Here is a 16,953-nt window from a genome sequence, read left to right on the forward strand (position 1 = left end):
TATGTCCAAAATCATATATTTGATAATTTACTGTTTGATAAAACATTCTGACTCCTGACTCCTGATAGCGTAGCGTGGCGTAAGCCATATTCTTACGAATTTGCTGTACAAGACTTTTAAGTTTAGTCTTTATCTGTAACAATTCAGCAAAAATTATGTGTTTCTATGACTGGTCACCACGTACTTCTAAAGCGTAATTCTGCACAGCTTTGGTAATCTGTTCTCGCAGATTTGTATAAACTTTAGCAAACGGTGGTGGTTTTTCCGAAAGTCCTAAGACATCGGAAGTGACTAAAATCTGACCATCACATTCCAAACCTGCACCAATACCAATAGTAGGGATACGCAACTTTTGGGTAATTTGTAAGGCTAGTTGGGACGGGATATGTTCTAATACTATCGAAAATACACCTGCTTGTTCGAGAGCGATCGCTTCATTTAAAATTCTCTCACCGGCTTCTGGACTTTTCCCCTGTTGTCGCAAACCCAGTTGATGTATAGATTGTGGTGTCAATCCTACATGACCCATGACCGGAATTCCCGCTTGCACCAACCTGTCCACCGTTTCCACCATTGCCGGATGTCCACCTTCTAATTTTACCGCCTGTGCGCCTGTCTCTTTTAACACCCTACCGGCTGAATGCATCGCTTGGGAAATACTTTCTTGATAGGTTAAAAAGGGTAAATCAACTACAAGCAAAGCTCGTTTGACACCTCGACGCACAGCTTTAGCATGATGGATCATTTCATCTAGAGTTACTGGCAGCGTTGTATCATACCCAAGCACTACTGCCAGAGAATCTCCTACCAGGATTAAGTCTACACCAGCTGCATCTAACAGTTGAGCGATCGCATAATCCCAAGCAGTCAAAGCGACAATTGCCCGTCCCTGCTGTTTCCATTGAATTAATTGCTGGGTAGTAATTGCCATAAAGAAAAAAGGAGTTCAGGAGTTCAGGAGTTCAGGAGTTCAGGAGTTCAGGAGTTCAGGAGTCAGGAGTCAGGAGTCAGGAGTCAGGAGTCAGGAGTCAGGAGTCAGAAGAAACAAGAATTAATCTTTCCCCTGCCCCCCCGCTCCCCTGCTCCCCTGCTTTCTTCACTGTCACCTGTCACCTGTCACCTGTCACCTACACCCCTACTTCACACTTCGACCAAAACCAAAATGAGGTTGTGCCTTATCCATTGTAGGCATTAACCAAGCTAGTCCCTCGCTGGTTCCCACCCACAACTTATTACCCAGATCAGGAGCAACCGTCAGCACCCGGCTAGAAGGAAGTCCCGCAACTCTATCTAACAAAGCTCCAGTATTAGGATTTAATCGTAGTAACCCATTAGTAGTACCAACCCAAACACTACCATCTTGAGCAAAACGAACTGAAGTTACATTTCTTCCCCTCAGAGGAGTTACAGACCTCAGCACAATCCCATTTTTCGGATTAACTACCAGTAATTGATTTGGCATCCCTGCCCAAATTAACCCTTCAGGACTAATAGCCAAAGTTTGTACAGTCGTGCCAGGTAGATTATTAATCCTCTTTATAATCAAAGCACTGGCAGTATTCACCCTGATCAGTCCATCCAAAGTCCCAGCCCAAAGCTGACCTTCAGCATCCAAAGTCATCGCATTGACACTAACACCAGGCATATTTTTAACTGTTGTCATAATTAAGCCTTGATCAGGACTAATCAAAGCTAAACCACTATCAGTACCCGTCCACAAATAGCCACGTTTATCAATCAGCAGCGACAACACCCGTTTGGAAGGTAGTAATAAATTTTGGGCTGTAATTTCATTAGTACGGAGATCTACTCGTGTCAACCCTTCATAATTACCCACCCACAAACGACCGACTTTATCTTGAGCTAATGCACCAATAGTCACATTGGGTAAACTAACACGAGCAATAATTTTACCCGTATTCGGGTCAATCCGCGATAAACCACGCCAAGAACCTACCCACAAATTACCAGCAAAATCACCTAACAAGTTACTAATACGATAATCAGTTTCTGCCTCTCTTTCCTGCACATCTCGATCATCCGGTAAAGGATCTACTCGTTTTGGAGGAGGTGCAACTGGATAAGTAGCATTATTAGTGGGATTAATATCAGGCTTTTGTTGCGCTCGTACTCGTATCCCTGTACTGGGCATAGCTATCAGCCCCAGTAAAATAGAAATCATCAATACACGAGTACGTCTATTAAATAATACCACGGTTGTATATCCTTTGGAGACAGTACCAGAGAACTCAGTAATTCAAAATGCAAAACTAACAAATAATGGTAAGCCTAATCTGAAACTGTACTGCCATACAACTAATAATCACCCTTTGTAAAGCAGTCTTAACAAAATGTTTAAAAAATTCTTTAATAAGAAATTTAAATCAATAAGTTAAAAATTTTCAAAGGATAACTTATTGAATTATTGATATATTGTGAGACAAGTTACAAATTCCGTCGTGTGCAGTTTTTTATCTTTGGCTCATCCTGGAGCTAAACCGCCGTTAGTGAAGTTTCCTCCATATCTTTATTACCCAATCAGGATCAAGATATCAGGAAAGAAGAACCGGGAAAATAAGCTAGACAGCCTAAAACCCTAATTTTTCCAAGTTTGAAGGCATAAATTGTCAACAATGCCCTAAAGCACCGAAGTTTCTCTGAGATTAAGCAGGTTTAGTACGGTAAGCAAAAGATATATCAAAGACTTTGTGTTCGTGGAACAAGGGAAAAAACCAAGCGCCTAGATATGCGCCTCTACAACATAGAGATAAAAAGGTGCGGTAATTTGGTACTGTTACCAAGTATTTACAGAACAAACAACGCTACCCTCAACCGACAAACAGACCCAAATATAAGTTTTCTTTATATCTATAATGAGATAAAGAGAAAGATAAAAGGTGATAAAAAGTTGCACATAACGTGATTTGATAGTAAAAAGATTGACTTCTTGGAAGGAAAATATGTCTTACGCGCAAACGAAGACTCAGGCTAAATCTGGGTATCAAGCTGGGGTTAAAGATTACAGACTAACTTATTACACTCCCGATTACACACCTAAAGATACAGATATTCTTGCAGCATTCCGGATGACTCCTCAGCCTGGAGTTCCACCCGAAGAAGCTGGTGCTGCGGTAGCGGCTGAGTCTTCTACAGGTACTTGGACAACTGTATGGACAGACTTGCTCACCGACCTAGACCGCTACAAAGGTCGTTGCTACGACATCGAGCCAGTTCCTGGTGAAGATAACCAATATATTGCTTACGTAGCTTATCCTTTGGACTTGTTTGAAGAAGGTTCCGTAACCAATATGTTGACCTCTATCGTAGGTAACGTATTCGGTTTCAAAGCCTTACGCGCACTACGTTTGGAAGACTTACGGATTCCCGTTGCTTACCTGAAGACCTTCCAAGGTCCTCCTCACGGTATTCAAGTTGAACGCGACAAGTTGAACAAATATGGTCGTCCTTTGTTGGGTTGTACCATTAAGCCCAAATTAGGTTTGTCTGCTAAGAACTACGGACGCGCTGTATACGAATGTTTGCGCGGTGGTTTGGACTTCACCAAAGACGACGAAAACATTAACTCTGCACCATTCCAAAGATGGCGCGATCGCTTCCTATTCGTAGCAGAAGCAATCCACAAAGCACAAGCAGAAACCGGCGAAATCAAGGGTCACTACTTGAACGTAACCGCACCTACCTGTGAACAAATGCTTGAGCGGGCTGAGTACGCTAAAGAACTCAATATGCCCATCATCATGCATGACTACCTGACCGCAGGTTTCACAGCTAACACCACCTTGGCTCATTGGTGTCGTAGAAACGGTATTTTGCTGCACATTCACCGTGCTATGCACGCCGTTATTGACCGTCAAAAGAACCACGGTATTCACTTCCGCGTATTGGCTAAAACCTTGCGGATGTCTGGTGGAGACCACATTCACACCGGTACAGTTGTTGGTAAATTGGAAGGCGAACGCGGCATCACAATGGGCTTCGTTGACCTACTACGTGAAAACTACGTTGAGCAAGACAAGTCTCGCGGTATCTACTTCACCCAAGATTGGGCTTCTATGCCTGGTGTAATGGCAGTTGCTTCCGGTGGTATCCACGTATGGCACATGCCCGCACTAGTTGAAATCTTTGGTGATGACTCCGTACTACAGTTTGGTGGTGGTACACTTGGTCACCCCTGGGGTAACGCTCCTGGTGCAACCGCTAACCGCGTAGCTCTGGAAGCTTGTATCCAAGCTCGTAACGAAGGACGTAACATGGCTCGTGAAGGTAACGACATTATCCGCGAAGCGGCTAAGTGGTCTCCTGAATTGGCCGTTGCTTGCGAACTGTGGAAAGAAATCAAGTTCGAGTTTGAAGCAATGGATACCGTCTGATGATTTAGGATTTGGGATTTTGGACTATTGGGTGAATTTTCAATCCAAAAATCTAAAATCTAAAATCTATGGGGCTGGGGTCAAGCATGAATCTAAAGCAAATTGCGAAAGACACAGCCAAAACTCTCCAAAGCTACCTAACTTATCAGGCGCTAAGGACTGTATTGGCACAGCTAGGCGAAACAAATCCTCCTTTAGCACATTGGTTGCAAAACTTTTCCGCTGGGAAAATCCAAGACGGAGAAGCATATATCGAGGAATTGTTTCTAGTCAAGTCAGATTTGGCTTTGCGGATTATGACTGTCAGGGAACACATCGCGGCGGAAGTGACAGATTTCTTACCAGAAATGGTTCGCACTGGCATTCAGCAAGCCAACATGGAACAGCGTCGCCAGCATCTCGAACGCATCACGCAACTAAATTTATCAAATCCCGCCCCAAAAACTGAACAGCAGATAATTTCAGATCCTGATTTGGATAATTTATCCAGTTAGTCGCTCAACGCAGTAGTAAAAACAACCCATTATCAACAACTATGCAAACTTTACCAAAAGAGCGCCGTTACGAAACCCTCTCTTATCTTCCCCCCCTGTCTGATGCTCAAATTGCCAAGCAAGTTCAATACATTCTGAACCAAGGTTACATCCCAGCAGTTGAGTTCAATGAAACTTCTGAACCTACTGAATTATTCTGGACAATGTGGAAGCTACCTTTGTTTGGTGCTAAAACTACTCAAGAAGTATTAGGTGAAGTTCAAGCTTGCCGTTCTCAGTACGGTAACTGCTATGTTCGTGTTGTTGGTTTTGACAACATCAAACAGTGTCAAGTTCTTAGCTTTATCGTTCACAAACCCAGCAGATACTAAGTTCTGATTTGGTTTAAATAATTTATTTTTTGGGGAGGTAGAGTTTTCTATCTCTCTTTTTTTAACGCAGAGGAACACGGAGGTTAGCGCAGAGGTACGCGGAGGGTTTTTATAGTATTGTTGAGTAACATATACAAAGTTCAAAGCGGTAATTAGGCTGTCTAGAAATTCACTTAATAAATATTGCTTTCCTATATCTCAAATTTCATAGCCCATTATATAATCATCCATAACAAAGCCATCCCCAAAATCTATTATCTTACTCTCAATAATCTCAAAACCAAATCGAGTATAGGCTTTAATTCCTTTTTCATTCCTTTTATTGACATTGAGAATGATTTTTTTCAAATTCATCTCTTTTGCTTTTTGACAAACATAAGATAACATTATTTGCCCGTAGCCAAAACCATGCAATGAAGATAATAAATAACATTTATGTAATTTCAAACAATTAATATTATCTTTCATTTCTGAACTGTATGATAAATAACCAACTATTTGAGAATCTTTAACGACTTTATCATAAACTATTCCTAAATTATAAATTTCATTTTCAATTACTCCCGTTCCATACATCTTATTCAACATATATTCTATTTGTTCAATACTGAGAATTGTCGGATAATGGGCATACCAAATTTTTTGACTAATGTTTCTCAGTTCCTCTAAATCAGAATCTAATAACTTGATAATCGTAATTGATGAATCATTCATAATGATAGTTATAAATAAATTTCAGTTCAATAAAACTTAAGTTATTTAATTTAGATGTGATATTTTCTAAATTCAATTTACCATTTAATTGACTATAGTTATCTAACAAATTTATGCTAATCTAAAGAAATTATAATGAGGGATAATTGTATGAGTTATTATATCGCTCCCAGCTTTCTCGATAAACTTGCTGTTCATATCACCAAAAACTTCTTAAACATTCCTGGTATTCGAGTTCCCTTAATTTTAGGCATTCATGGCCGCAAAGGGGAAGGCAAATCTTTTCAATGCGAATTAGTCTTTGAAAAAATGGGTATTGAAACAACTCTGATCTCTGGGGGAGAGTTAGAAAGTCCAGATGCAGGAGATCCAGCACGGTTGATTCGGTTACGTTATCGGGAAACAGCAGAATTAATCAAGGTACGCGGAAAAATGTGCGTACTGATGATTAATGATTTAGATGCAGGTGCAGGACGCTTTGATGAAGGTACTCAATATACTGTAAATACTCAGTTGGTAAATGCCACACTGATGAATATTGCTGATAATCCTACAGATGTGCAGTTACCAGGAAGTTATGATTCTAACCCGATCCGTCGTGTACCAATTATAGTCACAGGTAATGATTTTTCTACTCTTTACGCACCATTGATTCGGGATGGACGCATGGAAAAATTTTACTGGGAACCTAACCGTGATGATAAGGTGGGAATTGTGGGGGGAATTTTTGCAGAAGATGGACTTTCACAGCGAGAAATTGAGCAGTTAGTTGATACTTTTGCTCATCAGTCTATTGACTTCTTTAGTGCGTTACGTTCCCGAATCTATGATGAACAAATCCGTGCCTTTATTCATCAAATCGGTTTTGAAAATGTATCCTCGCGGGTGGTTAATAGTGCAGAAGGACCACCAGCTTTTAAAAAGCCTAATTTCAGCCTATCCCATTTAATTGATTCTGGTAAATTCATGGTAGGTGAACAAAAACGGGTGGAAACTTCCCAGTTGGTTGATGAATATAATCGTTTAAATCGCGGTAAAAGTTATCAACCTGCATCTGTTGCGGAAACACCCGTTACTCAAGTTTCTGTTAAAAAAGAAGAATTATCAAATACCCATTTAACTTTAGATATCCAAGCTCAAGTTCGCAAAATTCTATCTCAAGGTTACAAAATTGGGATTGAACATATAGATGAACGTCGTTTCCGCACTGGTTCTTGGCAAAGTTGCGGCACTATTCATGCTGATGCTGAATCGGATGCTATTTCTGCTTTAGAATCTTGTTTGGCTGAATATAGCGGTGAATATGTGCGCTTGGTAGGGATTGACCCAGAAGTGAAAAAACGGGTGGTGGAAACTATTATTCAACGTCCGTAAAGTATTTTACACTCTGCCTGTATTCTACAAGAACCTAGCAGGTTATGCTTTTGCATGGGCTTAAATGTGAAAATAGCATCAATACGCTTGAATGCCTGGGTGGAGTTGCTGAGTGAAACTCAGGCTAATTGTCATTTTTATCTTTAAGAGCTATCAAAGATATATGGCTATTGTGCTGCTACAAAAATAACTATCTAGTCAAAAAAGGTTAAAAAGCTGAAAAAGCTGGCTTTTTTCCCTTCTGTCTTCTGTCACTGGTACAGGTAATACTATTTTGCCTTCAACAATTTTGATTAAATGAATGCTAGTATCTCACGTATAGATTATCATATTCTAAGCCCAGAGATGATTGGAAATAATTCGCACAATGGGGAAAAACTATTCTAGAACATCTATACAGAATATTTATCAGTGCAATGGAGCATTAGATTCCATGAGAATGTTTTCCATTCTGGGTTTGAGTGGTGATGGGGAATTTTTACAAAAATCAACAGTAATAAATATTGCTGTCACATTAAAGCCAATACATCATGGTATAAATTCTTCTAAATAACTTCGGTTACTGGGGATAAAGATAACAAAGATGTATAATTAGCCCGTCTCCTCTATAAAAATAACATCTTGAGTAATAGCCCGCTTTACTGTTTCTTTTACCTTGATAAGGGGCATATGTGGCAACAAGAAAAAAAAGATAGTGTAATCGTTAATCTGGCATTATCGCTGGCCTTAGCTACCACTCCACTGGTAGCCAACTTATTTGTGTTAGCACCTGCACAGGCAGAATCAAAATCTGATGTTACTACTTTCCCACTGCCGCAAACGGTGGAGAATGGAACTAAAGTGCGGATTGATGGTTCTACGAGTTTGGTGATGATTAACCAAAGCTTGAAAGATACATTTGAGAAGCAATTTTCCGGTACACAGATAGAAGTGGGGGTGAATGGTGCTGATGCTGCACTCAAGGCTTTACTAGAAGGCAAAATTGATATAGCGGCGATCGCACGAAACCTAACTCCAGCAGAAAAAACTCAAGGTTTAGAACAAGTCCTTCTGCACCGAGAAAAAATAGCCATCATCGTTGGTGCAAACAATCCCTTTCAAGGAAGTTTGACTCCTGAACAATTTGCTAAAATTTTTCGAGGCGAAATTAAGGATTGGTCAGAACTAGGAGGTCAAGCTGGTAAAATTCGCCTCATTGATCGACCTGCAACCAGCGATACTCGTAACGCCCTTCGTGATTATTCAGTTTTTCAAGCCGCTGAATTTTCGACAGGCGCAAATGCGACTCAAATAGCCGAAGATAAAACTGCCCAAATTATCCAACAATTAGGTACAGATGGCATTAGCTATGTCATAGCCAATCAAGTATCAAAGCTACCAGATGTGCGAGTTCTGAAAATTAAGGGGCTTTCACCAGATAATTCTCAATATCCTTTTTCTCAGCCTTTCGTTTACGTTTACAAGCCAAATCCCAACCCAGGAATAGCTAGTTTTTTGGGTTTTACCCTTGCATCTGTAGGAGAAAAGGCAATAGAAGCGGCTAGAGAAGCTGAAGCCTCTGCGATCGCAGCCAGTTCTTTACAAAGTTTTACTCCAGAAACTCCCACAAGTTCTACATCAAAAGCTCAACCCCTACCAACTGTTGCGCCATCTGAAAATCCAACTGTAAACACCACTACACAACCAGAAACTGCACCCAATAACATTGGTTCTAGTAACCAACAACAGTTTGTAAATCCTCTGGAAAATAATCCGCTTGAGGATAAGAACTTCATCCTCTTCATGGTTTTATCCCTGTTGCCAATTTTTGGTTTAGGTGGGTTTTTGACTTGGTGGTTCAAGAAAAAATTGCGATCGGCAGATGAAAAAACAGATAACTTGGAAACATTAATTTCCAGCGCATCTACCACAGAAACAATATCAATCACACCAGAGGATTACAGCATTCTTGCCCGTGTTGAAAATGGCAGTCGCACTAACGGAACATCGCACTTAAATAAAACCACGACTTCCACGCTATCCGATGAAGAATATCTTAACCTGACTCAAGAAGATAACTTAACAGGTAATTTAGCAACAGCAACTGTCACAGGAACAAATACCAGAGTAGATCATAAAAATAGTAATCTTGACATTTCTACTGAAACAATAGCTCTTGATTGTGGTGAAGTAGTATGGGATACGGAAGCACCAGTAGCTGTTGTTAATACACCTTACCCATCAGTACCCAATATTTCAGGAATAACATTTGATGTAGAACTACTAACTGATGAATTAACCACTTCACTATCAGAATTACTAGATAACCCAGCAGCAACATCTCATCAAGATACAACTACTCCACTATCAGAATTACTAGATAACCCAGCAGCGCCATCTCATCAAGATGCTACTACTCCATTATCAGAATTACTAGATCACTTAGCAGCATTATCTGATCAGGATATTACCGCTCCATTATCAGAATTACTAAATCACTCAGCAGCACCATCTGATCAGGATATTACCGCTCCATTATCAGAATTACTAAATCACTCAGCAGCACCATCTGATCAGGATATTACCGTTCCACTCTCAGAAGTAATAGGTTTTCCAGCAACTTCAACTGATGCTAACTCTAGCACTTCTCTCTCAGAATTACTCGGTATCGCAGCAACTTCCCTTGATACTGAGTCCAGTGATATTCCACTACAATCACGTTCTGTATCCACAAAAGAGCCTATTACATCCCTATCAGAATTATTGGGCTTATCTCCAGAAACATTAGATTTAGATATAGAACTGAGCAAAGATGAAACAACAAATTCACTACCTGAACTATCAGATGAGTTAGGAGAGCTATTCAACAACTTAGCAGACGAAGCTGAACTCAAAACGGATCTGACACCAGAAGAATTCTCTTCAGACTTGTCTATTTCATCAATGTTGTCAGAAGATACTATTGACTATGCAGATGCAAAGACAGAAGTTTCATCACAGTTACAACCACAAACTAACATCACAGAATTTGCTAGTTTGCTGGATATAGACACAGACAGCAGTATAGTCTTCACACCCCGCACACCAAAGTGGGCTTATGTTTCTTGGTATGTTTCAGAAACTCACAAACAAGCACTGCGAAAAAAAGGAGGTCGTCTTTTAGCAGTGAGACTTTATGATGCTACTGACATTGATCTGAGTTATCAAACACCCCAACTAGTTCAGCAGTATGAATGTGAGGAAGCAACTTGCGATCGCTATATAGCTATTCCCACCAGCAATCGTGACTACATAACTGAAATTGGCTATGCAACAGATAATAATCGTTGGTTAGGTATAGCTCGCTCCGGTACTATTCGGATCTTCAATCGTCCTAGTGGAGATTTCTGGTTTGTCACAGATACAGAACTAGTTATTCATGGATCTACCGAACCAGGCGCAAAAGTCACTATTGATGGTCATGAAATTAAAATTCAAGCTGATGGAACCTTCGATTTCCGTGTTCCCTTCTCCAATAATTTACTTCAATATCTGATGACAGCAACCGCTGCTAGTGGAGAACAGACCATTACCCTCCTCAAGAAATTTTCCCAAGAAAATCCAGAAAATTAAAATTCAGGAGTGATTATTTTTACCGCTAATCACTCCCACTAATTTTGAGATTCTAGATTTTAGTTGTACAAAACTTAATTTGGGATCATTCTCATACTCAAATCCAACCACCTAGACTGAGTAATCGGCGCACTACTAGAAATATAATCAACTCCAGTTTCTGCCACACTACGAATAGTCTCCAAACTGACATTCCCCGAAGCTTCAATTTTCACCCGGCTATCGATCTGACGAATCAACCGCACGGCCTCAGTCATCATCTCCACAGTCATATTATCCAACATAATAATATCAGCTTGATACTCCAATGCCGAGCGCACCTGTTCCAAACTTTCCGTTTCCACCTCAATGGTCAAAGGATAGGGAATTCGGGAACGAATTCGTGCGATCGCTTCCCCAATACCCCCAGCCGCTACAATATGATTATCCTTAATCATCACCGCATCATCTAAACCCATCCGGTGATTAATCCCACCACCGACAGCAGTAGCGTACTTTTCCAAAATTCTCAACCCTGGTGTCGTTTTGCGTGTATCTACAAACATTGCAGGTAAATCTGCTATTTTCTCCACATATTTATTAGTTAGCGTTGCAATGCCACTCAGTCGCATCACCAAATTTAACGCCACCCTTTCCCCCATCAACAGCGCATCCAGTGAACCATTAATTTTTGCTACCACCTGTCCCGGTTCACACTTTGCACCTTCAGAGGAAACATCAACAAAGCTGACTTGATCATTCAACAACTGAAACACCCTAGCCGCAATCGGTAAACCAGCAATTATCCCCGGTGCCTTTGCTATCCACTGAGCTTTTCCTATGGTTGCATTTTGGCATAAAAGAGATTGGGTAGTGCGATCGCCTCTACCAATATCCTCCACCAACCAACCTTGCAACAATTGATCCAGCACCAAAAACGGTGGTAGTACAGCCACTGAACCTTTCATCTGATTTCTTCCCTCTGGAATTGAGTTCAAATTCTTCTATATCTACTCAACCCTATCAATAATTGTTTCATGTCCTGCGATCGCTTCTCTTTTCCAGGAATAGCTCACAGAAAATCCAGAGTCAGAAATCAGTATCATCCCTATCGAATAATTTTAGCGTCCAAAACCCTCGCTATATCAGGATTTAAAGACACATTAAAAAAAATTCCAAAAAAAATGGAAAAAGTAGTTGACAAGTAAAAGGAGGTTCGCTATATTGAATAAGTGCCAAAGAGAGAGCCGCGAGAGAGCGGGACTCGGAGGGACTACCGAACCTTGAAAATATTATAGTTTGAAAGCCAGTATACAACAAGAAGTTGCGTCAGTAAAGAAAATAACCTGACCGTGGTTGTAAAAAGTGGTCAAAAGAGCTACAAACTTAACAAAACGGAGAGTTTGATCCTGGCTCAGGATGAACGCTGGCGGTATGCTTAACACATGCAAGTCGAACGGAATCTTTAGGGATTTAGTGGCGGACGGGTGAGTAACGCGTGAGAATTTGGCTTCAGGTCGGGGACAACCACTGGAAACGGTGGCTAATACCGGATATGCCGGAAGGTGAAAGGCTTGCTGCCTGAAGATAAGCTCGCGTCTGATTAGCTAGTTGGTGGGGTAAGAGCCTACCAAGGCGACGATCAGTAGCTGGTCTGAGAGGATGATCAGCCACACTGGGACTGAGACACGGCCCAGACTCCTACGGGAGGCAGCAGTGGGGAATTTTCCGCAATGGGCGAAAGCCTGACGGAGCAATACCGCGTGAGGGAGGAAGGCTCTTGGGTCGTAAACCTCTTTTCTCAGGGAAGAAAAAAATGACGGTACCTGAGGAATAAGCATCGGCTAACTCCGTGCCAGCAGCCGCGGTAATACGGAGGATGCAAGCGTTATCCGGAATGATTGGGCGTAAAGGGTCCGCAGGTGGTACTGTAAGTCTGCTGTTAAAGAGCAAGGCTCAACCTTGTAAAAGCGGTGGAAACTACAGAACTAGAGTGCGTTCGGGGCAGAAGGAATTCCTGGTGTAGCGGTGAAATGCGTAGATATCAGGAAGAACACCGGTGGCGAAAGCGTTCTGCTAGGCCGCAACTGACACTGAGGGACGAAAGCTAGGGGAGCGAATGGGATTAGATACCCCAGTAGTCCTAGCCGTAAACGATGGATACTAGGCGTGGCTTGTATCGACCCGAGCCGTGCCGGAGCTAACGCGTTAAGTATCCCGCCTGGGGAGTACGCACGCAAGTGTGAAACTCAAAGGAATTGACGGGGGCCCGCACAAGCGGTGGAGTATGTGGTTTAATTCGATGCAACGCGAAGAACCTTACCAAGACTTGACATGTCGCGAATTTCGGTGAAAGCTGAAAGTGCCTTCGGGAGCGCGAACACAGGTGGTGCATGGCTGTCGTCAGCTCGTGTCGTGAGATGTTGGGTTAAGTCCCGCAACGAGCGCAACCCTCGTTTTTAGTTGCCAGCATTAAGTTGGGCACTCTAGAGAGACTGCCGGTGACAAACCGGAGGAAGGTGAGGATGACGTCAAGTCAGCATGCCCCTTACGTTTTGGGCTACACACGTACTACAATGCTACGGACAAAGGGCAGCAAGCTAGCGATAGCAAGCAAATCTCATAAACCGTAGCTCAGTTCAGATCGAAGGCTGCAACTCGCCTTCGTGAAGGAGGAATCGCTAGTAATTGCAGGTCAGCATACTGCAGTGAATTCGTTCCCGGGCCTTGTACACACCGCCCGTCACACCATGGAAGTTGGTCACGCCCGAAGTCATTACCCCAACCGAAAGGAGGGGGATGCCTAAGGTAGGACTGGTGACTGGGGTGAAGTCGTAACAAGGTAGCCGTACCGGAAGGTGTGGCTGGATCACCTCCTTTTTAGGGAGACCTAATCCATTTAGAAATCGAACACATTCTGTCATTAGATTCTGAATTGGTCTATCCTAGGTCGGTCGAGAATTGGTTGAAAACTTTCAAAGTATTATCTTGGTTTGGTTCATAACCTAAGAATAAAAAAGTGGAAAAATTCAGCAACTGTAGTCAGAGAGAGTACAGACTGCTGGATTAGAGTCCAGTCAGAACCTTGAAAACTGCATAGTAACGCGAAAAAAAGCAGGCAGACACAGACATTCGAGAGGATGAAAGTGAAAGCAAGTCGAACCAAAGAAAAGTGGTCAAGCTAATAAGGGCTAATGGTGGATACCTAGGCACACAGAGGCGAAGAAGGACGTGGTTACCGACGAAATGCTCCGGGGAGTTGGAAGCAAACTATGAGCCGGAGATGTCCGAATGGGGCAACCCCAAGTACAGCCTGTTGAATATATAGACAGGTATGAGCCAACCCAGCGAATTGAAACATCTTAGTAGCTGGAGGAAGAGAAATCAAACTAGAGATTCCCTAAGTAGTGGTGAGCGAAAGGGGAAGAGCCTAAACCAATTGGTTTACTGATTGGGGTAGTGGGACAGCAATAACGAATCTAGAGACTAGACGAAGCAGCTAAATACTGCACCAGAGGGGGTGAAAGTCCTGTAGTCGAAAGTTAAAGGATAGGAGCTGAATCCCGAGTAGCATGGGGCACGAGGAATCCCATGTGAATCAGCGAGGACCACCTCGTAAGGCTAAATACTACTGTGTGACCGATAGTGAACAAGTACCGCGAGGGAAAGGTGAAAAGAACCCCGGAAGGGGAGTGAAATAGAACATGAAACCATTAGCTTACAAGCAGTGGGAGTCCGATTAAACGGATGACCGCGTGCCTGTTGAAGAATGAGCCGGCGACTTATAGGCACTGGTAGGTTAAAGCGAGAATGCTGGAGCCAAAGGGAAACCGAGTCTGAAGAGGGCGATAATCAGTGTTTATAGACCCGAACCCTGGTGATCTAACCATGGTCAGGATGAAGCTTGGGTAACACCAAGTGGAGGTCCGAACCGACCGATGTTGAAAAATCGGCGGATGAACTGTGGTTAGGGGTGAAATGCCAATCGAACCAGGAGCTAGCTGGTTCTCCCCGAAATGTGTTTAGGCGCAGCGGTAATGATTAAATCTGGGGGGTAAAGCACTGTTTCGGTGCGGGCTGGGAGACCGGTACCAAATCGAGGCAAACTCAGAATACCCAGAGAACACATTGCCAGTGAGACAGTGGGGGATAAGCTTCATTGTCAAGAGGGAAACAGCCCAGACCACCAGCTAAGGTCCCCAAATCATCACTAAGTGATAAAGGAGGTGAGATTGCACAGACAACTAGGAGGTTTGCCTAGAAGCAGCCACCCTTGAAAGAGTGCGTAATAGCTCACTAGTCAAGCGATCTTGCGCCGAAAATGAACGGGGCTAAGTGATGTACCGAAGCTGTGGACTTAGATTAATCTAAGTGGTAGGGGAGCGTTCCGTGGTAGGGAGAAGCAGTAGCGGCAAGCAGCTGTGGACGAAACGGAAGTGAGAATGTCGGCTTGAGTAGCGCAAATGTATGTGAGAATCATACACCCCGAAACCCTAAGGGTTCCAGAGCCAGGTTCGTCCACTCTGGGTTAGTCGGGTCCTAAGGCGAGGCCGAACGGCGTAGTCGATGGACACAGGGTCAATAATCCCTGACTATTATGTGGGAGCATGACTAGGGACGCATGAAAGATAGCCATACCCTGATTGGTTTGGGAGACCGTTACGACGGTCGAGTGGTGAAGGATAGTGCCAAGAAAAGCTAGTTATGCGATGAAAGCATAGTACCCGTACCCGAAACCGACACAGGTAGGGAGGTTGAGTATACCAAGGGGCGCGAGATAACTCTCTCTAAGGAACTCGGCAAAATGGCCCCGTAACTTCGGAAGAAGGGGTGCCCACCTTAGACGTGGGTCGCAGTGAAGAGATCCAGGCGACTGTTTACCAAAAACACAGGTCTCCGCAAACTCGTAAGAGGACGTATGGGGGCTGACGCCTGCCCAGTGCCGGAAGGTTAAGGAAGTCGGTCAGCGTAAGTGAAGCTGGCGACCGAAGCCCCGGTGAACGGCGGCCGTAACTATAACGGTCCTAAGGTAGCGAAATTCCTTGTCGGGTAAGTTCCGACCCGCACGAAAGGCGTAACGATCTGGATGGTGTCTCAGAGAGAGACTCGGCGAAATAGGAATGTCTGTGAAGATACGGACTGCCTGCACCTGGACAGAAAGACCCTATGAAGCTTTACTGTAGCCTGGAATTGTGTTCGGGCTTCGCTTGCGCAGGATAGGTGGGAAGCGATGAAGTATTCCTTGTGGGGAATATGGAGCTAACGGTGAGATACCACTCTGGCGAAGCTAGAATTCTAACTCATCTCCGTCAGCCGGAGAGAGGACAGTTTCAGGTGGGCAGTTTGACTGGGGCGGTCGCCTCCTAAAAAGTAACGGAGGCGCGCAAAGGTTCCCTCAGCACGCTTGGAAACCGTGCGGCGAGTGTAAAGGCATAAAGGGAGCTTGACTGCAAGACCGACAAGTCGAGCAGGTACGAAAGTAGGCCTTAGTGATCCGACGGCGCAGAGTGGAATGGCCGTCGCTCAACGGATAAAAGTTACTCTAGGGATAACAGGCTGATCTCCCCCAAGAGTCCACATCGACGGGGAGGTTTGGCACCTCGATGTCGGCTCATCGCAACCTGGGGCGGAAGTACGTCCCAAGGGTTGGGCTGTTCGCCCATTAAAGCGGTACGTGAGCTGGGTTCAGAACGTCGTGAGACAGTTCGGTCCATATCCGGTGCAGGCGTAAGAGCATTGAGAGGAGCCTTCCTTAGTACGAGAGGACCGGGAAGGACGCACCGCTGGTGTACCAGTTATCGTACCAACGGTAAACGCTGGGTAGCCAAGTGCGGAGCGGATAACCGCTGAAAGCATCTAAGTGGGAAGCCCACCTCAAGATGAGTGCTCTCACTACATAAGTAGGTAAGGTCACGGGCAGAACACCCGTTCTTAGGCGGTAGGTGGAAGTGCAGTAATGTATGCAGCCGAGCCGTGCTAATAGACCGAGGGCTTGACCTCTTTTCTTTTTTCGCGTTACTTGCAGTCTTCAGGGTTTTG

9 protein-coding genes and 2 rRNA genes are annotated in these 16,953 nt (G+C 43.6%); 7 read left to right on the top strand and 4 right to left on the bottom strand.

The window, feature by feature from the left end:
• Positions 1 to 163: 163 nt before the first annotated feature.
• Both panB and ACLLO5_RS08935 read right to left on the bottom strand, forming a co-directional pair.
• Positions 164 to 931 (bottom strand): 3-methyl-2-oxobutanoate hydroxymethyltransferase, encoded by a 768-nt coding sequence (gene panB, locus ACLLO5_RS08930; RefSeq protein WP_413175105.1) that lies wholly within the window; start codon positions 929 to 931, stop codon positions 164 to 166.
• 204 nt (positions 932 to 1,135) lie between these two features.
• Entirely contained in the window at positions 1,136 to 2,215 is a 1,080-nt protein-coding gene (locus tag ACLLO5_RS08935) for a two-component regulator propeller domain-containing protein (protein ID WP_413175106.1), read from the bottom strand.
• A 745-nt stretch (positions 2,216 to 2,960) separates the two neighbouring features.
• Between ACLLO5_RS08935 and ACLLO5_RS08940 the strand changes: the two genes are divergently transcribed.
• From ACLLO5_RS08940 to ACLLO5_RS08950, 3 genes are all read left to right on the top strand, one after another.
• Positions 2,961 to 4,391, top strand: coding sequence for a form I ribulose bisphosphate carboxylase large subunit (locus ACLLO5_RS08940; protein WP_413175107.1), 1,431 nt, complete (start codon positions 2,961 to 2,963; stop codon positions 4,389 to 4,391).
• 86 nt (positions 4,392 to 4,477) lie between these two features.
• Positions 4,478 to 4,885 carry a RuBisCO chaperone RbcX gene (gene rcbX, locus ACLLO5_RS08945; protein WP_413175108.1) on the top strand — a complete coding sequence of 136 codons (408 nt, stop codon included), beginning with the start codon at positions 4,478 to 4,480 and terminating at the stop codon, positions 4,883 to 4,885.
• Positions 4,886 to 4,926: 41 nt separating this feature from the next.
• Positions 4,927 to 5,256, top strand: a complete 330-nt coding sequence (locus ACLLO5_RS08950; RefSeq protein WP_413175109.1) for a ribulose bisphosphate carboxylase small subunit — start codon at positions 4,927 to 4,929, stop codon at positions 5,254 to 5,256.
• A 198-nt stretch (positions 5,257 to 5,454) separates the two neighbouring features.
• Here ACLLO5_RS08950 and ACLLO5_RS08955 read toward each other — a convergent pair whose 3' ends face one another.
• Positions 5,455 to 5,970, bottom strand: coding sequence for a GNAT family N-acetyltransferase (locus ACLLO5_RS08955; protein ID WP_413175110.1), 516 nt, complete (start codon positions 5,968 to 5,970; stop codon positions 5,455 to 5,457).
• Positions 5,971 to 6,120: 150 nt separating this feature from the next.
• Here ACLLO5_RS08955 and ACLLO5_RS08960 point away from each other — a divergent pair, with 150 nt between their 5' ends.
• Both ACLLO5_RS08960 and ACLLO5_RS08965 read left to right on the top strand, forming a co-directional pair.
• Complete coding sequence (locus ACLLO5_RS08960) at positions 6,121 to 7,344, top strand: ribulose bisphosphate carboxylase small subunit (RefSeq protein WP_413175111.1); 1,224 nt, start codon at positions 6,121 to 6,123, stop codon at positions 7,342 to 7,344.
• A gap of 669 nt (positions 7,345 to 8,013) precedes the next feature.
• The gene (locus ACLLO5_RS08965) at positions 8,014 to 10,935 is read left to right on the top strand and encodes a substrate-binding domain-containing protein (protein ID WP_413175112.1); all 2,922 of its coding nucleotides are present in this window, start codon (positions 8,014 to 8,016) and stop codon (positions 10,933 to 10,935) included.
• Positions 10,936 to 11,009: 74 nt separating this feature from the next.
• Here ACLLO5_RS08965 and nadC read toward each other — a convergent pair whose 3' ends face one another.
• Positions 11,010 to 11,882 (bottom strand): carboxylating nicotinate-nucleotide diphosphorylase, encoded by an 873-nt coding sequence (nadC, locus tag ACLLO5_RS08970; RefSeq protein ID WP_413175113.1) that lies wholly within the window; start codon positions 11,880 to 11,882, stop codon positions 11,010 to 11,012.
• Between the two features lie 423 nt (positions 11,883 to 12,305).
• Between nadC and ACLLO5_RS08975 the strand changes: the two genes are divergently transcribed.
• A 16S ribosomal RNA gene (locus ACLLO5_RS08975) occupies positions 12,306 to 13,794 on the top strand.
• A 294-nt stretch (positions 13,795 to 14,088) separates the two neighbouring features.
• Positions 14,089 to 16,914, top strand: a 23S ribosomal RNA gene (locus tag ACLLO5_RS08980).
• The 16S and 23S rRNA genes sit together here, the layout of an rRNA operon.
• Positions 16,915 to 16,953: the final 39 nt, after the last annotated feature.

It is taken from the genome of Anabaena azotica SJ-1 (assembly GCF_047275885.1).
Lineage (GTDB): Bacteria > Cyanobacteriota > Cyanobacteriia > Cyanobacteriales > Nostocaceae > Trichormus_B > Trichormus_B azotica_A.

What these genes read in the sequence shown, in the direction of transcription:
- ACLLO5_RS08965 (WP_413175112.1), top strand. Translation starts at nt 8,014, where the DNA reads ATGTGGCAACAAGAAAAAAAAGATAGTGTAATCGTTAATCTGGCATTA.
- ACLLO5_RS08950 (WP_413175109.1), top strand. Translation starts at nt 4,927, where the DNA reads ATGCAAACTTTACCAAAAGAGCGCCGTTACGAAACCCTCTCTTATCTT.
- ACLLO5_RS08940 (WP_413175107.1), top strand. Translation starts at nt 2,961, where the DNA reads ATGTCTTACGCGCAAACGAAGACTCAGGCTAAATCTGGGTATCAAGCT.
- panB (WP_413175105.1), bottom strand. Translation starts at nt 931, where the DNA reads ATGGCAATTACTACCCAGCAATTAATTCAATGGAAACAGCAGGGACGG.
- ACLLO5_RS08955 (WP_413175110.1), bottom strand. Translation starts at nt 5,970, where the DNA reads ATGAATGATTCATCAATTACGATTATCAAGTTATTAGATTCTGATTTA.
- rcbX (WP_413175108.1), top strand. Translation starts at nt 4,478, where the DNA reads ATGAATCTAAAGCAAATTGCGAAAGACACAGCCAAAACTCTCCAAAGC.
- ACLLO5_RS08960 (WP_413175111.1), top strand. Translation starts at nt 6,121, where the DNA reads ATGAGTTATTATATCGCTCCCAGCTTTCTCGATAAACTTGCTGTTCAT.
- nadC (WP_413175113.1), bottom strand. Translation starts at nt 11,882, where the DNA reads ATGAAAGGTTCAGTGGCTGTACTACCACCGTTTTTGGTGCTGGATCAA.